This is a genomic window from Sphingopyxis sp. HIX, assembly GCF_001468285.1.
Lineage (GTDB): Bacteria > Pseudomonadota > Alphaproteobacteria > Sphingomonadales > Sphingomonadaceae > Sphingopyxis.
Genome location: NZ_LNSB01000021.1, coordinates 1 through 15,977 on the forward strand (window position 1 = coordinate 1; position 15,977 = coordinate 15,977).

General features: G+C 68.5%; 16 protein-coding genes. 12 read left to right on the plus strand and 4 right to left on the minus strand.

From position 1 onward, the window contains the following. The first annotated feature begins 133 nt into the window (after positions 1–133). Positions 134–1,396 carry an MFS transporter gene (locus ATE62_RS11395; protein ID WP_058808550.1) on the plus strand — a complete coding sequence of 421 codons (1,263 nt, stop codon included), beginning with the start codon at positions 134–136 and terminating at the stop codon, positions 1,394–1,396. A 181-nt stretch (positions 1,397–1,577) separates the two neighbouring features. On the opposite strand, the gene rsmD is transcribed toward ATE62_RS11395, so the two are convergent. Together rsmD and ATE62_RS11405 are read right to left on the minus strand one after the other, a co-directional pair. Next, positions 1,578–2,120, minus strand: a complete 543-nt coding sequence (rsmD, locus tag ATE62_RS11400) for a 16S rRNA (guanine(966)-N(2))-methyltransferase RsmD (protein WP_058808549.1) — start codon at positions 2,118–2,120, stop codon at positions 1,578–1,580. Next, complete coding sequence (locus ATE62_RS11405; protein ID WP_058808548.1) at positions 2,120–2,977, minus strand: pseudouridine synthase; 858 nt, start codon at positions 2,975–2,977, stop codon at positions 2,120–2,122. The genes rsmD and ATE62_RS11405 overlap by 1 nt, the downstream gene beginning before the upstream one ends. Positions 2,978–3,132: 155 nt before the next feature. On the opposite strand from ATE62_RS11405, the gene ATE62_RS11410 reads away from it, so the two are divergent. The 3 genes from ATE62_RS11410 (at position 3,133) to ATE62_RS11420 (ending at position 6,104) form a co-directional block, all read left to right on the plus strand. Continuing rightward, the gene (locus ATE62_RS11410) at positions 3,133–3,570 is read left to right on the plus strand and encodes a response regulator (protein ID WP_058808547.1); all 438 of its coding nucleotides are present in this window, start codon (positions 3,133–3,135) and stop codon (positions 3,568–3,570) included. 229 nt (positions 3,571–3,799) lie between these two features. Then, entirely contained in the window at positions 3,800–5,356 is a 1,557-nt protein-coding gene (locus ATE62_RS11415; RefSeq protein ID WP_156420570.1) for an AmpG family muropeptide MFS transporter, read from the plus strand. Between the two features lie 4 nt (positions 5,357–5,360). Next, a complete protein-coding gene (locus ATE62_RS11420) occupies positions 5,361–6,104 on the plus strand; it encodes a tetratricopeptide repeat protein (protein ID WP_058808546.1) in 744 nt (247 codons plus the stop codon). A 68-nt stretch (positions 6,105–6,172) separates the two neighbouring features. On the opposite strand, the gene ATE62_RS11425 is transcribed toward ATE62_RS11420, so the two are convergent. After that, on the minus strand, positions 6,173–7,336 hold the full coding sequence (locus ATE62_RS11425; RefSeq protein ID WP_058808545.1) for a CaiB/BaiF CoA transferase family protein: 1,164 nt from the start codon (positions 7,334–7,336) through the stop codon (positions 6,173–6,175). A gap of 118 nt (positions 7,337–7,454) precedes the next feature. Between ATE62_RS11425 and ATE62_RS11430 the strand changes: the two genes are divergently transcribed. From ATE62_RS11430 to ATE62_RS11460, 7 genes are all read left to right on the plus strand, one after another. Next, entirely contained in the window at positions 7,455–8,372 is a 918-nt protein-coding gene (locus ATE62_RS11430; RefSeq protein ID WP_231736247.1) for a hydroxymethylglutaryl-CoA lyase, read from the plus strand. Between the two features lie 75 nt (positions 8,373–8,447). Continuing rightward, positions 8,448–8,852, plus strand: coding sequence for a hypothetical protein (locus ATE62_RS11435; RefSeq protein ID WP_156420569.1), 405 nt, complete (start codon positions 8,448–8,450; stop codon positions 8,850–8,852). A gap of 1 nt (position 8,853) precedes the next feature. Further along, positions 8,854–9,711: a 3-deoxy-8-phosphooctulonate synthase gene (kdsA, locus tag ATE62_RS11440; RefSeq protein ID WP_058808542.1), complete on the plus strand. Its 858-nt coding sequence runs from the start codon at positions 8,854–8,856 to the stop codon at positions 9,709–9,711. 72 nt (positions 9,712–9,783) lie between these two features. After that, a complete protein-coding gene (locus tag ATE62_RS11445) occupies positions 9,784–11,046 on the plus strand; it encodes a capsule biosynthesis protein (RefSeq protein WP_058808541.1) in 1,263 nt (420 codons plus the stop codon). A 6-nt stretch (positions 11,047–11,052) separates the two neighbouring features. Next, positions 11,053–12,216 (plus strand): glycosyltransferase family 4 protein, encoded by a 1,164-nt coding sequence (locus tag ATE62_RS11450; protein ID WP_058808540.1) that lies wholly within the window; start codon positions 11,053–11,055, stop codon positions 12,214–12,216. Further along, a complete protein-coding gene (locus tag ATE62_RS11455; protein ID WP_197411689.1) occupies positions 12,213–13,013 on the plus strand; it encodes an ABC transporter permease in 801 nt (266 codons plus the stop codon). Before ATE62_RS11450 ends, ATE62_RS11455 begins: the two co-directional genes overlap by 4 nt. An 11-nt stretch (positions 13,014–13,024) precedes the next feature. Further along, entirely contained in the window at positions 13,025–14,182 is a 1,158-nt protein-coding gene (locus ATE62_RS11460; protein ID WP_058808539.1) for a hypothetical protein, read from the plus strand. Between the two features lie 6 nt (positions 14,183–14,188). Here the strand turns inward: ATE62_RS11460 and ATE62_RS11465 are convergent, their stop codons facing one another. Then, positions 14,189–14,839 (minus strand): ABC transporter ATP-binding protein, encoded by a 651-nt coding sequence (locus ATE62_RS11465; RefSeq protein WP_058808538.1) that lies wholly within the window; start codon positions 14,837–14,839, stop codon positions 14,189–14,191. 46 nt (positions 14,840–14,885) lie between these two features. Here ATE62_RS11465 and ATE62_RS11470 point away from each other — a divergent pair, with 46 nt between their 5' ends. After that, a complete protein-coding gene (locus ATE62_RS11470; protein WP_058808537.1) occupies positions 14,886–15,971 on the plus strand; it encodes a glycosyltransferase family 4 protein in 1,086 nt (361 codons plus the stop codon). Positions 15,972–15,977 lie beyond the last annotated feature (6 nt).

The window sequence follows — 15,977 nt, forward strand, 5'->3', positions numbered from 1 at the left end:
CCCCACGGCTTCGCCGCAGGGAGGATTAAGAACGTCCGCTCCCCACCCAAAGCCGACCAAGCGGCATCCCCCTTGCCCCCCTCTCATTCCACGTCCAAAGCCCTCCCCACAACAGGGAGAGAGCAACGCGCACATGAACCTGGCACCCTATCGTGAGCACCGGCGCATCCTGACCGCCAGCCTCGTCGGCACCGCGGTCGAATTTTACGATTTCTACATCTACGGCACCGCCGCCGCGCTCGTCTTCGGCCCGCTCTTCTTCCCGTCCGAATCCGCCTCGGCGCAATTGATGCTCAGCTTCATGAGCTTCGGCCTCGCTTTCTTCGCGCGCCCCGTCGGCGCGATCGTCTTCGGCCATTATGGCGACCGCATCGGGCGCAAGTCGACGCTCGTCGCCTCGCTGATGCTGATGGGCGTCTCGACCCTGCTGATCGCCTTCCTGCCGACCTATGCCATGGTCGGCTGGGTCGCGCCCTTGCTGCTCTGTATCCTGCGCTTCGGCCAGGGGTTCGGGCTCGGCGGCGAGTGGGGCGGGGCGGCGTTGCTCGCGGTCGAGAACGCCCCGCCGGGCTGGCGCGCGCGCTTCGGCATGGTGCCGCAATTGGGCGCCCCCGTCGGCTTTATCGCCGCCAACGGCCTGTTCCTGCTGCTCGGCCTCTGGCTCAGCGACAGCGATTTCGCCGCGTGGGGCTGGCGCATCCCCTTCCTGCTCTCGGCGGTGCTCGTCGGGCTCGGCCTATGGGTCCGCCTCAAGATCGGCGAGACCCCCGATTTTGCCGAGGCACTCGAAGCCGACCGCCCGGTGAGCGTCCCCATCGGTGAACTCTTCAAGCGCCACCTGCTGCCCACGCTCGCGGGCACCTTCGCGGTCGTCGCCTGCTTCGCGATCTTCTACCTCTCGACCAGCTTCGCGCTCGCGCACGGCACCACGGCGCTCGGTTACCCCAAGGAACAGTTCCTGCTGATCCAGCTCGGCGCGATCCTGTTCATGGCGGGCGGCATTGTCTTCGCGGGTTACTGGAGCGACGCAGCGAGCCCGCACAAGGTGCTCACCTGGGGCTGCGGCGCGACGATCCTGATCGGCTTCGCCTTCGGTCCCGCGCTCGCCTCGCAAAGCTGGGGTCTCGTCTTCGCCGGCCTCGCCTCGGCTTTGTTCGTGATGGGCCTCGTCTACGGTCCGCTCGGCGCCTGGCTCACCGGGCTCTTCCCGGTCGAGGTGCGCTACACCGGCGCGTCGATGACCTTCAACGCCGGCGGCATCCTCGGCGGCGCCGCGGCCCCGATCGTCGCGCAGGCGCTCGGCGACTGGCGCGGCACCGCGGCGGTCGGCCTCTACCTCGCGCTGGCGGGGGTGGTGAGTTGGCTCGGACTGCTGATGGTGCGCAGCAGCGCATAAGCCTCCTTCCCCCTTGATGGGGGAAGGATACGCAGCCTTATCGCGAAGCGATTAGGCGAAGTTGGATGAGGGTGACGGTGCGGCCTTGCACCATCGCGTCAGGCCGAGAGCCCACCCCCACCGCTGCGACTAACGAACAAGTTCGTAAGTCTCGCTGCCTCCCCCATCGAGGGGGAGGGTATTAAATGGCCCGCAACAACGTCAGCTTCGCCTTGCCGACCTTGCGCTCGGCATCGATTTCGAACCCCGCCACCTCGACGACCTCCGTCCCGGCGGTCTCGATCGAGATCCAGCTGTCCGCCGCGACCCAGCCCAGCCGATTGAGCTTGTCGAGCGCCACGCTCGCCGCCCCCGTCCCATAGGGCGCGTCGAACAGCAGCAAATCGTAACTCCGCTTCGCCGGCCCCAGGCTCAGCACCGACCCCGCGCGCACATCGGCGCGCGCTGCGGCGCCCAACGTGGCCAGATTCTTCTTCAGCGCCTCGACCGCGTCGCGGTCCTGCTCGCCGAACAGGCAATGCTCCGCCCCGCGCGACAGGGCTTCGATCCCCAATGCCCCCGATCCTGCGAACAGGTCGGCGACGTGCAGCCCCTCGAAACTCCCCAGCCGGCTCGCCAGCATCGAGAACAGCGTCTCGCGCGTGCGATCGGCGGTCGGCCGCGTCGCGTCATTCTTCGGCGCCAGCAGTTTCCGCCCGCGCCACTCGCCCGAAATCACGCGCATCAGCTAAGATGCCGCCGGAATTTGAACAATTCGTCGCGCGGCACGACGTCGACGTCGCCCATCTCCAGCCCCGCGAGCGTGAACTCGCCGTAACGCGTGCGGATCAGCCGGCTGACCTGCAGCCCCAGATGTTCGAGCACGCGGCGCACCTCGCGATTCTTGCCCTCGGTCAGCGTCATCTCGATCCACTGGTTGCGCCCGGTGCGGCGCTCGAGGTTGGCGTCGATCTTGCCGTAACGGATGCCCTCGATTTCGATTCCCATGACCAGCTCCTCGAGCTGCTCCTGGCTGATGTCGCCGAAGGCGCGCGCGCGATAGGTGCGCTCGACCCCGCTCGCGGGCAGCTCGAGCTGGCGCTTGAACTCGCCGTCGTTGGTCAGCAGCAGCAGGCCCTCGGTATTATAGTCGAGCCGCCCGACGGGCATCAGGCGCGGCAGCCCCTTGGGGAGCAAATCGTAGATCGTCTTGCGCCCCTTGGGGTCGCGCGCCGCGGTCAGGCAGCCCGCGGGCTTGTGAAAGCGATAGAGCCGCGTCGACACCGGCTTCGCCACCGGATTGCCGTCGACCGTCAGCCCGTCGAGCGAGGCGAGCAGCGGCGCGGGCTGGACGATGATTTCGCCGTTCAGCGCGATGCGGCCCTCCTCGATCATCCGTTCGACGTCGCGGCGCGATCCGACCCCGGCGCGCGCGAGCAGCTTGGCGATGCGCTGCGGCCCGTCCTCGCGCTCGGCTTCGGCGGGGGCTTTGCGCGGCGGCGCGGCACCGCGTGCGGCGCGGCGTCCGCGCGGCGCGTCGCGCTTGTCGTCGGCAGGGCGCGCGCTGCGCGCGCCGGAACGGGGAGGGCGAGGGGGTTTCATCGGAACGGTTGCGGCTTTCTTGTCGTTATTCGGGGCAAGAGTGTTGCTCTGTGATCACGCTCATAGACGGAAATGCATCACTTCGTCGATGCCAAGCAAAAGGCTGCTTGCACAGGAACGGAGTGGGAGTCATGTCGCCGCTGAAGGGAGTAGTCATGCTGTTCGCATCCCGCCCGTCGTGCATCAAGCGGCTGCTGGTCATCGAGGATGACCCGCTGGTCGCGTTCGATAATGAGCGGACGCTGAAACACAGCGGCTACACCGTCGTCGCATCGGTCGATTCGGGCGAGGCCGCGGTCGCGCTGATGGCGACCGAAACGCTCGACGCGCTCGTCCTCGATCTCGGCCTCGCCGGCGACATGACCGGCCGCGAAGTCGCCCGCCTCGCGCGCGACCGCGGCATCGCGGTGCTGCTCGTCACCGGCCAGTGCCCCGAGGACGCGTCCGAAATCGCGCTCGCTTGCCTGAACAAGCCGCACAGCGCCTCGGCACTGGTCGCCGCGCTGAAGGCGCTCGAGGCGATGACGTGCAAGAACGAAGCCCCGCGCAAGGTCAGCGGCCTGACGACTTACTGGCGCCCCGAGGCGGCGTAAGCATCCGATCCTCCCCGGAACGGGGAGGGGGACCATGCGAAGCATGGTGGAGGGGCACGTGCAGTCGCACGCTCCGTATGACCTCCCGTGCCCCTCCACCACCCTTCGGGTGGTCCCCCTCCCCCTGCGGGGGAGGATCATGAAATACCCGCTTCCAATTTGACCCCAAGCCATTAGGCCTTGGCGCCAAGCACAGAGCCGCTCGCCAGCGGCCCGCGGGGAGCGCCACATGTCGGTCGATTTTATCCGTTTTCTCATTTTCGCCGGCATCCTCGCCGGGCTGGTCGTCGTCGCGCTCGCGGTCCCAGCGTTCCGGCCCTATCTGCGCAAGAATCCCGCGGTCGCCTTCCTGCTCGGCATTTCGAGCGGCTTCCCCTTCACGTTGATCGCGGCCACCATGACTTTCTGGCTGGCGAAGGTCGGCTTCACCCCGACGACGATCGGCTTCGCGGTGATGGTCGGCATTCCCTACACGATCAAATTCCTGTGGGCGCCGCTGGTCGACAAGATTCCCTTGCCCGTTCTGACCAGGGCGCTCGGCCAGCGGCGCAGCTGGCTGTTCGTTGTCCAGTTCTTCCTCGTCCTCTCGATCTGGCAGATGGGCGCGAGCGATCCGCAGCCGGGCGATTATCGCTGGTTCCTGTTCTGGGCGGTCGTCACCGCCTTTTTCTCGGCGACGCAGGACATCGTCATCGACGCCTATCGCATCGAGATTTTGGAAGAAGACGAGTTCGCGCACGGCACCGCCACCAACCAGTTCGGCTATCGCACAGGCAATCTGATCGCGGGCGCCGGGACGATCTATTTCGCCTCGCAGGAAGGGCTGGGGCTCGGCTGGGCGATGGCCTACGGGCTCACCACGCTCTGCGTGCTGCCCGCGGTGCTCGGCGCCTTCTGGGCGGGCGAGGGCAAGTTCGTCGACCGGTTCAGCGATGCATCGGGCATGAAGCCCGGGCAATGGCTCGTCGAGACCGTCGTCAACCCGTTCCGCGAATTCCTGACCCGCGACGGCGCGCTGATGATCCTGCTGTTCATCCTCGTCTACAAGGTCGGCGACGCGATGGGGCAGGCGATGCTCGGCCCGATGATCGTCGACCTGCAATTCGCCGACCTCGATTATATCACCGCGAACAAGATCTGGGGCTTCGCCGCGCTCATCATCGGCTCGGCGCTGGGCGGGCCGTTCGTGCTGTGGCTCGGCATGGGCCGCGCGCTGCTCGTCTCGGTGCTGCTGATGATGTTCTCGAACCTCATGTTCATGGCGCTGTCGATCGCGGGCAACAATTACTGGATGCTGGTCGCGTCGATCGTGACCGAGAATATCACCAGCGGCATCGGCCTGACCGTCGTCGCGGTCTATCTCTCGGGCCTGGCGAACATCGCCTATACCGCGACGCAGTTCGCGCTGCTCTCGTCGGTGGCGGTGATCGGGCGGACCTTCATGGCCGGCCCCGCGGGCTATGCCGCTGAGAAGCTCGGCTGGACCGCCTTCTGGGGGCTCACCGTCGTCGCAGCGGTCCCCGGCATGATCCTGCTGTGGATGATGTGGCGCAAGGGCTATGTCGTGCAATCGATCCGCCAGAGCGGCGCGGTCGACGAAGGCAAGCTCAGGAAACCCGTCGGCGCCGCGCGCATCTTCGGCTTCGCGCTGATCGTCGCGGGGGTCGTCGGCGTGCTGCTCGCCAACCAGCTCGAACTCGCGTCGCCGGTGATGTACGCCTCGCTCGCCGCCCTCCTCGCCGGCGCGCTGCTGGCGTGGAAGGGGCCGGCACCGAAGGCGGCCTGAGCCGATGCTCTGGATCGCGGTCACCATCGCGCTGCAGGTCGCGTGCATCGTCCATGTCTTCCGCCACGGCCGCAACACGGCGTGGGTGATGGCGATCGCCTTCCTGCCGGCGATCGGCATGATCGCCTATTTCATCGTCGAGATCATGCCGAACCTCTCGCGCGACCGCCGGGTGAACCAGGTCAAGGCCAATATCGCCGACAGCATGGATCCCGAACGCCATATCCGCGCCGCGCGCGACGCGGTCGAGTTCAGCGATACGGTCGCGAACCTGCTTGCTTATGGCGACGCGCTGGTGGCGCGCGAGCGCTACGATCAGGCGCTCGACCAGTTCCGCCGCGCCGAGCGCAAGTCGCCGCACAACGACCGTGCGATCGGCATGCGCATCGCCGAAGCGGCCTATGAAGCGGGCCATGTCGACGCCGCGCTCGCCGCGCTCGACGGCCTCCCCGAAACCGGCTCGCAGTCCGAACGCGACCGCCGCGACCTGCTGCGCGCCAAGGTCGCCGAACAGGACGGCCGCAGCGCCGATGCGCTGACGCTCTACCGCAGCATCGTCGACCGCGTTCCCGGCGACGAGGTCCGCTGCCGCATCGCCGCGCTGCTGATCGCCGCTGGCGACAAGCGTGGCGCGCGCGCGGTGCTGCAGGAGGTCGAGATGCGCAAGAAACGCACCCCGCCCGCGATGCTCAAGGCGAATGCCGAGATGTACGACTGGGCGAAACGAATGCTGGCGGAGCTGGGGTAGGGCGGTTTCGGGGCGTCAGGGGAGTTTGGGAGATCAATGGCAACTCTCCACCCCAAAACCATCCTCGCCTACCCCTCGCGCCCCAGCCAGCGTTTCAGCACCTCGTCCGTGTCCTGCCCGACAACCAGCGGGGCCGGGCGCCGCACGCTTCCCGGCGTGCCGGACAGCTTCGGAAACACCCCCTGCATGCGGATTTCGCCCAGCTCGGCATCGGGAACGGCGACCAGCGCCTCGCGCGCCGCGAAATGCGGGTCGGCCAGCATATCCTCGGCGTCGTAGACGCGACCTGCGGGCACCGCGGCCGCCAGCATCTTGGCTTCCAGCTCTTCGATCGTCAGCGTCTTCGTCCATTCGCCGATCAGCACGTCGAGCTCCTCCTGCCGCGCGCCGCGCGCCCGGTGCGTCGCATAGCGTTCGTCTTCGGCCAGCTCGGGCCGCCCCATCGCCGCTGCCAGCCGCGCGAAGACGCCGTCCTGGTTCGCGCCGATCAGATATTCGCCGTCCTTGCACGGATAGACGTTCGACGGCGCGATCGCGGGCAGCGTCGACCCGGTGCGCCGGCGCTTGGTGCCGCTCGCCGAATAGTCCGACACTGTCGATTCCATCACCTGCAGCACCGCCTCGTACAGCGCCGAATCGACGATCTGGCCTTCGCCGGTCTTGCTGCGATGGTGGAGCGCTGCGAGCGCGCCCATGCAGCCGTAAGTCGCGGCGAGCGTGTCGCCGATCGACACCCCCATGCGCGCGGGTGGCAGCTCGGGATAACCGACGATGCCGCGCCACCCGCCCATCGCCTCGCCGATCCCGCCGAACCCCGCGCGCGACGAATAGGGGCCGGTCTGGCCGTAACCCGATACGCGCACGACGATCAGCCCGGGGTTGGTCTTGCGCAATTCCCGGGGGTCGAGGTTCCATTTCTCGAGCGTTCCTGGCCGAAAATTCTCGATCAATATATCGGCCCTGGCGATCAGCTCGCGTGCCAGCGCCTGGCCCTCTTCGCTGCGCAGATCGATCGCGACCGAATATTTGTTGCGCGCGATGACGCGCCACCAGCTTGGGCGGTCGCCCTGGCCCCAGTTGCGCATCTGGTCGCCGCCGCCCGGCGGCTCGAGCTTGACGATCTCGGCGCCCATGTCGCCGAGCAGCTGGCCGCAAAAGGGGCCCGCGATCAGCTGCCCCATCTCGACGACCTTCAACCCCTCCAGCGCCCCGGCGCCGCGCGTCTCCGTCATATCATTCCCTTCGGGCCCATATTTCGCCTAGGAAGGGACCGCCCGCGGTCCTCCTCATCCCTGTGGCCTTGATATACTTAGAATGCTATGTAATTGGCAACCGCAATCTCGGATGAGCGTGAAGATAGGCATAATCGTGAAGCAGAGCAGCATCGAAATCGTCGAAGTCGGCCCGCGCGACGGCCTGCAAAATGAGGCGCTCGCGGTCGCCACCGCCGACAAACTCGCGCTGGTCGAGCGCGCGATCGGATATGGGGCCCGCCGCATCGAGGTGACCAGCTTCGTCAATCCGAAGAAGGTCCCGCAACTCGCCGATGCCGAGCAATTGGTCGCCCAGCTCCCGGTCCGCGACGACGTGACCTACATCGGCCTCGTCCTCAACCGCCGCGGCGCCGAACGCGCGCTCGCGACCGGCCGCATCGACGAACTCGGCGCGGTGTGCGTGACCAGCGACAGCTTTGGCATCCGCAACCAGGGCCAAAGCTCGGACGAATCGCTCGCCGCCGCGATCGAGATCGTCGCGCTGGCCAGGGAAGCCGGCCGCAGCGGCCAGGTCACCATCGCCACAGCCTTCGGCTGCCCCTTCGAGGGCGAGGTCGCGATCGCGCGCGTCGTCGAGATGGCCAAGCGCGCCGCTGACGCCGCCCCGCGCGAGATCGCGCTGGCCGACACCATCGGCGTCGGCGTGCCCTCGCAAGTGTCCGAGATGGTCGGCCGCGTGCGCGAAGCCGTCGCCGGCCTCCCGGTGCGCGTCCATTTCCACAACACGCGGGGTAGCGGCCTCGCCAACGTCTGGGCTGCGGTCGCTGCGGGTGCGGCGACGGTCGACGCCTCGCTCGGCGGGCTCGGCGGCTGCCCTTTTGCGCCTGGCGCCGCGGGCAATGTCCCGACCGAGGACGTCGTCTATATGCTCGAACGCGGCGGTGTCGCGACCGGGCTGGACCTGTCCGCGATCGTCGCGGCCGCGAACTGGTTCACCGGTGTGATGGGCCGCCCTTTGCCCGCGATGGTCAGCCGCGCGCCGGTTTTCCCATAGCGAACGCTGCACACCCAAACTTGTTTTGGCGCGACCGCCGTTGTCTGTCCGCGCCATCCGGTCTACCAAGCCATCATGGGTCGACGCTTGATTATCCACCGCTTTCCCGCGTTCGTGGCGCCGCTTGCGCTGCTGCTTGCCGGCTGCCAGGGCGTCGACAAGGCCGATACCATGGCCGCGGCCGCGCAGACGCAAGCCCCGGCAAGCGCCGCCGCGCTGTGCCCGCCCGACGGCAAGCGCGCCGCCGGGGGCAAGGCGCAGCCCGATGCGCGCTTCGACTGCTACGCCGACGCCGGCAAGACGTGCACCGGCGGCGGCGACTGCGCGGGCGACTGCCTCGTCCCCAACGACCGGGAGTCGCGCGTCCTGCAGCCGGGGCAGAAGGTCGCCGGCGTCTGCCAGGCGACCGCCAGTCCCTTCGGCTGCCGCGCGACCGTCGAGGACGGCCGCGTCGCCACGCCGCGCGTCTGCCGCGACTGACATGACCGGCGACCCGCTCGCAGCGCTGACCGACGGCTTTTTCCTGATCGCGGGCCCTTGCGTGGTCGAGGAAGCAGCGATCATGGACGAGATCGCCGACACGCTCGCCGCGATCCGCGACCGCTTCGGCATCACGACGATCTTCAAGGCCTCGGCGCTCAAGGCCAATCGCAGCTCGGGCGAATCCTACCGCGGCCCGGGCTGGACGAACGGCCTCGCGCAGCTGGCGGCGATCCGCGCGCGGACCGGCTTGCCGGTCCTCACCGACATCCACGAGACGCCCGACGCTGCCGAGGCCGCGGCGGCGGTCGATATCCTCCAGATCCCCGCCTTGCTCTCGCGCCAGACCGCGCTGATCGAGGCCGCGGCGGTGACCGGCAAGCCGCTGCTCGTCAAGAAGGGGCAGTTCATGGCGGGCGCTGACATGGCGCAGGTCGTCGCCAAGATCGACCGCGCGCGGAGCCGCGCCGGCGTGCCCCCGGTGCCGACGATCGCGTGCGAGCGCGGCAATATCTTCGGTTACCAGAATATCGTCGCCGACATGCGCAACCTCGCGATCATGCGCGCGCCCGGCGTCGCGGTCGCGTTCGACGCCGCGCACACGGTGCAGCTGCCCTCGTCGCAGGGGGCGATGTCGGGCGGCCAGCCGCAATTTTCCCCGTTGCTGGCGCGCGCTGCGGTCGCCGCGGGCTGCGACGGGCTGTTCATCGAGGTGCACCCCGATCCCGCGTCGGCGTCGTCGGATCCCGCGACCTCGATGCCGCTCCACCACCTGCCGGCGCTCGTCGAACAATGCGTCGCGCTGCACCGTCTGGTACGCGAGGGCCAAATGCTTGACCTCGATGCCCGCCTAATCTAGCGCCCGATCAAGGGGTTTTACTTTGGCTGGGCTTCGGCGGCTGTTCTTTTTTCGGACTATTTCGGGTCTCCCATGCTCCAGATGAGCCAATATGCCGATGCGTCCCTGACCGCCCCAGCGACCTGGTCGCAGCGGCATTTCCTGTTCCTGCAAGGGCTGCCCGGGCCCTTTTTCCGGATGCTGGCCAAGGCACTCCGCGCCGAAGGGCATCGCACCTCGCGGATCAACTTCAACGGCGGCGACCTGTGGGACTGGCGCGGGCCGGGCGCGACCGGCTTCCGGGGCGATATCGCGGCCTTTCCGGCCTGGTTCGACGCGTGGCTGGCGACGCGTGACGTCAGCGACGTCATCCTGTTCGGCGACAATCGCCCGCTTCACCGCCACGCGATCGTGCTCTGCCGCGCGCGCGGGATCCGCGTGTTCGTCGTCGAGGAGGGCATGCTCCGCCCCGACTTCGTGTCGTTCGAGGAAGGCGGGACCAACTATTGGTCGGCGCTGCCGCGCGATATCGAGCAGCTCCGCCAGATCGCCGCGACGCACGAGGATGCGCCGGTCGAACCCGTCCCGGGCAACGTTCGCCGCCGCATCGTCGAGGCGGTGAGCTATTACGTCGCGCAGACGCTGACGATCCCTTTCTATCCGCGCTACCGCTCGCACCGCCGCAACACGCCGGTCAGCGAGATGTGGGCGTGGATCCGGCGCCGGCTGGGGCGCGGCCGCGAAAATGCCGCGGGCCATGCCGCCGTGGCCGCGCTCGCCGATCGCCGCTTCTTCCTTTTCCCGATGCAGCTCGACGGCGATCACCAGATCGACTCGCATTCGGACTTCCCCGACATGGCGAGCGCGATCGACTGCGTCTTCCACAGCTTTGCCGTGCACGCGGCGCAGGACAGCGCGCTGCTCGTCAAGATGCACCCCTTCGACCCCGATCTCGACGGCTGGCGCGGGTGGGTCATGCAGCGCGCCGCGCGCTACGGGTTGGCGGGCCGCGTTCAGTTCGTCGAGCGCTACGATCTCGCCCCGCTCCTGCAACGCGCCGCGGGCGTGGTGACGATCAACAGCACCGTGGGACCGCTCGCGCTCGCCGAGGGCTGCCCGGTCTTCTGCCTCGGCCGCGCGGTCTACGATATCCCCGGCGTCACCGCCGGTTGCGGCCTCGACCGTTTCTGGACCCAGCCGCCGCCCGTCGATGCCGCCAATTTCGAGACGATGTGCCGTGCCATGCGCGCGACCGCGCTCGTCAACGGCGGCTTCCACCACCCGCGCGCGCTCGACATGCTCGTCGCGGGGGCGGTTCGCCGGTTGCTCGGCGGCGCCCCGCGCGCCGGCGCCTGATCCCGCATGCGGCTGGTTTTCGACGTCACCCGGCTCGTCCGGCGCGGCCATCTGCCCGCGCCGACCGGCATCGACCGGGTCGAGCATGAATATCTGGCCTTCCTGCTCGCGCAGGATCAGCTCGACCTCGCGTTCGAGGCTTATGTCGCACCGGCGGGGTGGGTGTCGCTGTCGCGCCCGGCGGTGACCGGGCTGATGAACGCCCAGCAGCGCCGCTGGAGCGGGCGCGCGGGCGCGGCGTCGGCGCTCGGCGTGCTGCGCCATCTGCGCCCGGTGCCCTCGAGGCGCGGCGCGGGCACACGCTTCATGACCGTCTCGCACCCCGGCGCGCCCGCGATCGCGCAGTGGCGCCGCCGCGCCGACGCCTGCGGCGGCAAGATCGTCTATTTCGTCCACGACCTGATCCCGGTCGAATATCCCGAATATGCGCTCGCCAAGCACGCCGCCGCCAATCGCGCACGCATCGCCGCGGCGACCACGATGGCCGACGGCCTGCTCGTCAATTCGGACTGCACCGCGGGTGCCGTCGCGCGCTTCTGCGGCACCGCTGCGGTGCCGCCGATCGTCAAGCTGCCCTTCGGATCGACGCTGCGCGACAGCGAGGCCGCCGCTCCCGCCACCGCGGGCGACCATCCCTACTTCCTCGTCGTCGGCACGATCGAGCCGCGCAAGAACCATCTGCTGCTGCTCAAGATGTGGCGCGACATGGCACGGCACGCGGGCGCCGCTGCGCCGCATCTGGTCATCGCGGGGCGGCGCGGCTGGGAGAACGGCCATATCCTCGCGATGATCGACCGCTCGCCGGCGCTCCGCGACGTGCTCGTCGAGCTCCAGACCCCCAGCGACGCCGCGCTGCACGGGCTGATGCGCGGCGCCCGCGCGCTGCTCGCGCCCTCCTTCGCCGAGGGTTTCGACCTTCCCGTCGCCGAGGCGCTCGGGCTCGGCTGCCCGGTGATCGCCAGCGACATCCCCGCGCACCGCGAGGTCGGCGGCGACGCGCCGCTGTTCCTCCACCCGCTCGACGCCAAGGGCTGGAGCGCCGCAGTTCGGGATTTTGCCGCGCCCGATTCCCCGCTAAGGGAGGAGCATCTCCGGGCGGCGCGCGCCTGGCGCCCGGCCAGCTGGGACGATCATTTTTCGCGGCTCACCGACTTTCTGGACCAGCTTTGACCCGAACCGCCGACACCGAAGCCTTGCTCCAGCGCCTCGACACGCGGCGGCGGGTGATCGGCGCGCTCGTGATCCGCGAGCTCCACACGCGCTTCGGGCGCGAAAACCTCGGCTTCCTCTGGATCTTCATGGAGCCGGTGCTGCTCGCGGTGGCGGTCGCGGCGCTGCACGGCAATTACACGCTGCCGATCAGCGGCAATGTCCAGCCGGTGCCCTTCGCGCTCGGCGGCTATATCTTGTTCATCATGTTCCGCTCGGTGCTGTCGCGCGCCGAGACCCTGCTCGAGGCGAACCGGCCCTTGCTCTACCACCGCCCGGTCACCCTGTTCGACATGCTGCTCGCGCGCTCTTTGCTCGAAATGGTCAGCACCGGGGCGGTGCTCTTCTTCCTGCTCTTCGCGGCGCAATATCTGGGGCTCGCCGAGCCGATCCACGATCCCTTGCTCGTCATCTTCGCGCTCATCCTGATGAGCTGGTTCTGTTTCGGGCTCGCGATGATCATCATGGCGGCGTCGCACGAAAGCTCGTTCGTCGGGCGGCTCATCCATCCCTTGCTCTATCTGACGCTCCCCATTTCGGGCGCCTTCTACCTGCTCGCCTGGCTCCCCGAAAATGTGCAGCGCGTCGCGGCGTGGGTGCCGACCGTCCATATCTTCGAGCTGCTGCGCGAGGGCCAGTTCCGCGACTTCGCCTCCGACCGTCTCGACATCGCCTATCCCATCGTCTGCTCGGCGCTATTGATGTTGGCGGGTTATGCCGCCATCAGATTCGTCCGGCCCAGGATCGAATTGCAATGACCAGTACCAGCATGACCACCGAACCGGCCGGCGAGGCGGAGGACGCGCGCGCGCCGCTCCAACGCGGCTGGCCGCGCCGCATCGTCCGCAGCGCCTTGTTCTGGATCGTCGTCGTCCCCGTGCTCGTCTCGGCGATCTACCTCTTCCTGATCGCGGCGCCGCAATATCGTTCGGAAGCGCAGTTCGTGATCCGCGGCCTCGACGCCCCGCGCACCGAAACCAACGGCTTCGGCCAGCTCCTCGGCGTCGCCCCGGTGCTCGATCCCAGCGCCAGGGCCAGCTACATCCTCATCGAATATCTCCGCTCGCCCGAGGCGATCCGCGCGCTCAAGTCCGAAAAGATCGACCTCGCGACGGTGTTCCGCCGGCCCGAGGCCGATTTCGTCGCGCGCCTCTCGCCGTCGGACACGACGATGGAGGAACTGGTCGAATATTATCGCGACAAGGTGCAGATCAGCCTCGACAGCGACACCGGCATCACGCGCGTGACCGTCACCGCCTTCCGCCCCGACGACGCGCGCACGATCGGCAATGCCGTGATCAAGCTGGGCGAGGCGCGGATCAACGAGCTCAACCGCCGCCTGTTCGACAATACGGTCACCATCGCGCGCGACGAATTCGGCCAGGCCGCCGACGAACTCGCGGGCGCGCAGGCCGCGATGTCGCAGTTCCGCAACCGCAGCGGCGACATCGATCCCGAAAGCAGCGGCAAGGGCGCGCAGGAACAGGGCTTCGCGCAGCAGGCCGAACTCGACCGCCAGCGCGCGCGCCTCGCCGACATGCGCCGCTACCTCAGCCCGTCGAGCCCGCAGGTGGTGGCGATGCAGGGCTATGTGAGCAGCCTCGAAGCCGCCGCCGCGCGCAACCGCGGCCGCCTGACCGGCGCCCCCGGCGCGGTGTCGCAGCGGCTCGGCGAATATGAGGAACTCGGGCTGAAGCAGGAACTCGCCGCCAAGCGCTACGAAGCCTCGCGCCTCGCGCTGCAGGCGGCGAACGAACGCGTCGAAAAGGAACAGCTCTTCGTGCTCCCGGTGGTCCGCCCGACCGCCCCCGAAAAGCCCGTCTATCCGAAACCCTTCCGCACGCTCGCGACGATCCTGCTCGGCGCGCTTCTGCTCTATGCCTTCTTCATGATCGTCACCGCCGGCATCCGCGAGCACCGCGCATAGGGTCCGTCAGGCGTGCGTGAAATGGCTCGCGATCGCCTCTTCGACGGTGTCGAACTGCAAGACCCGGCCACCCTGGACCGCCATGCCGCGGTCGCAATATTCGCGCAGCGTCGCGGGGTCGTGCGACACCATGAACAGGCTGCAGTCGCGCTTGCGCTCCAGCAGCGCCGCGCGGCAGCGGTCCTGGAAACGCTCGTCGCCGACCGCGGTGATCTCGTCGATGAGGTAGCAGTCGAACGAAATGGCGAGCGACACCGCGAACGCCAGCCGCGCCATCATCCCCGCCGAATAGGTGCGCAGCGGCATGCGCAGATAATTGCCGAGCTCGGCGAAATCCTCGACGAAATCGAGCACTTCCTCGACCGGGCGCCCATAGACGCGCGCGACGAAGCGCGCATTGTCGGCGCCGCTGAGGCTGCTCTGGAAGCTGCTCGACAGGCCGAGCGGCCACGACACCGACATGCCGCGCCGGATCGTCCCGCTGCTCGGCTGCTCGACCCCGGCGATCAGGCGCAGCAGCGTCGATTTGCCCGCGCCATTATGCCCGCACACCCCGACCGATTGGCCTTTTTCGATCGTGAAACTGACGTTATCGAGAACCTGATGGCGCCCGTCGCGGGTCGCATAGGATTTGGAAACCCGGTTGAAGACGATCATCGATACAGGCTCATATGATGGGCCGGCGGCCCGCGTTCGGCCCTAGATGACGCCTCGCGTCGCCCTTGACAAGCGGAGCATCGGCTGGGGGCAGGGGACCGGCATCCGTCGCTACCGCGATGCGCTGCGCCGGTGCATCGAAGAGCGCCCCGACCTGTTCGCGCCGCCGCAGTTGCTGACGGACGCGGCGGAGCCCGGCGCGGCGATCACGCGGGTCGGGCCGCGCAGCTTCGCCGATGCGCAGAAATGGTTCAGCCTGACCGGGCGCCAGCGCAGCGTCGCGCTGAGCCACCCGGTCGACATCTTCCACTGGTCGCACCCTATGCCCCTGTGGGCCAAAGGCGCGCTGAACTTGGTCACGATCCACGACCTCATCCCCTTCGACCAGCCCGAATATTCGGCGATCCCGCCGCGGCGCTTTCGCCGCCTGCTCACCAAGCTCGCCGCAAAGGGCGCCTGCTTCACCTGCGTGTCGGAGGTCACGCGCGAGGCGCTGATCGCCGCCACCGGCATCGATCCGCAGCGCGCGGTCTGCACCTGGCAGCCGGTGGCAACACCGAATGGCGACGGGCCGCTTCCCGCCGGGCTGGAATCAGGGCGCTACATCCTGCTGCTCGGCACCGTCGAGCCGCGCAAGAATGTCCTGCGCGCGGTCGAGGCCTGGCGCGCGGCCGATACCGGACTCAAGCTGGTCGTTGCAGGCCCCGACGGCCATTGGCCCGACCGCCACGAGCGCGCCGCCGCCATGCGCGAGCTCGCGCACCCCAATATTATTCGGCTGCCCTGGCTCGAGGACGCCGCGGTGACGGCGCTCATTGCCAACAGTGCCGCACTGCTGATGCCCTCGCTCGCCGAGGGCTTCGGCCTGCCGCCGGTCGAGGCGCTGCTGGCGGGCGTCCCCGCCATCGCCTCCAATGCGCCGGTATCGCGGGAGATTCTGGGCGACGCGGCGCTGCTCGTCGATCCGTTCGACGTCGGCGCGATCGCCGATGCGATCCGCCGTGCTGTCCGCACGCCCATCGCCCCGAAACGCGACCTTCCGCCTCGCTTCGACCGCTACGGCGACGCCGCCTTTGCGCGGCGCTTGCGCCTTGCCTACGACCAGTTTCTCCAGCTAGGTGGGCCCGATTAAAGCGGA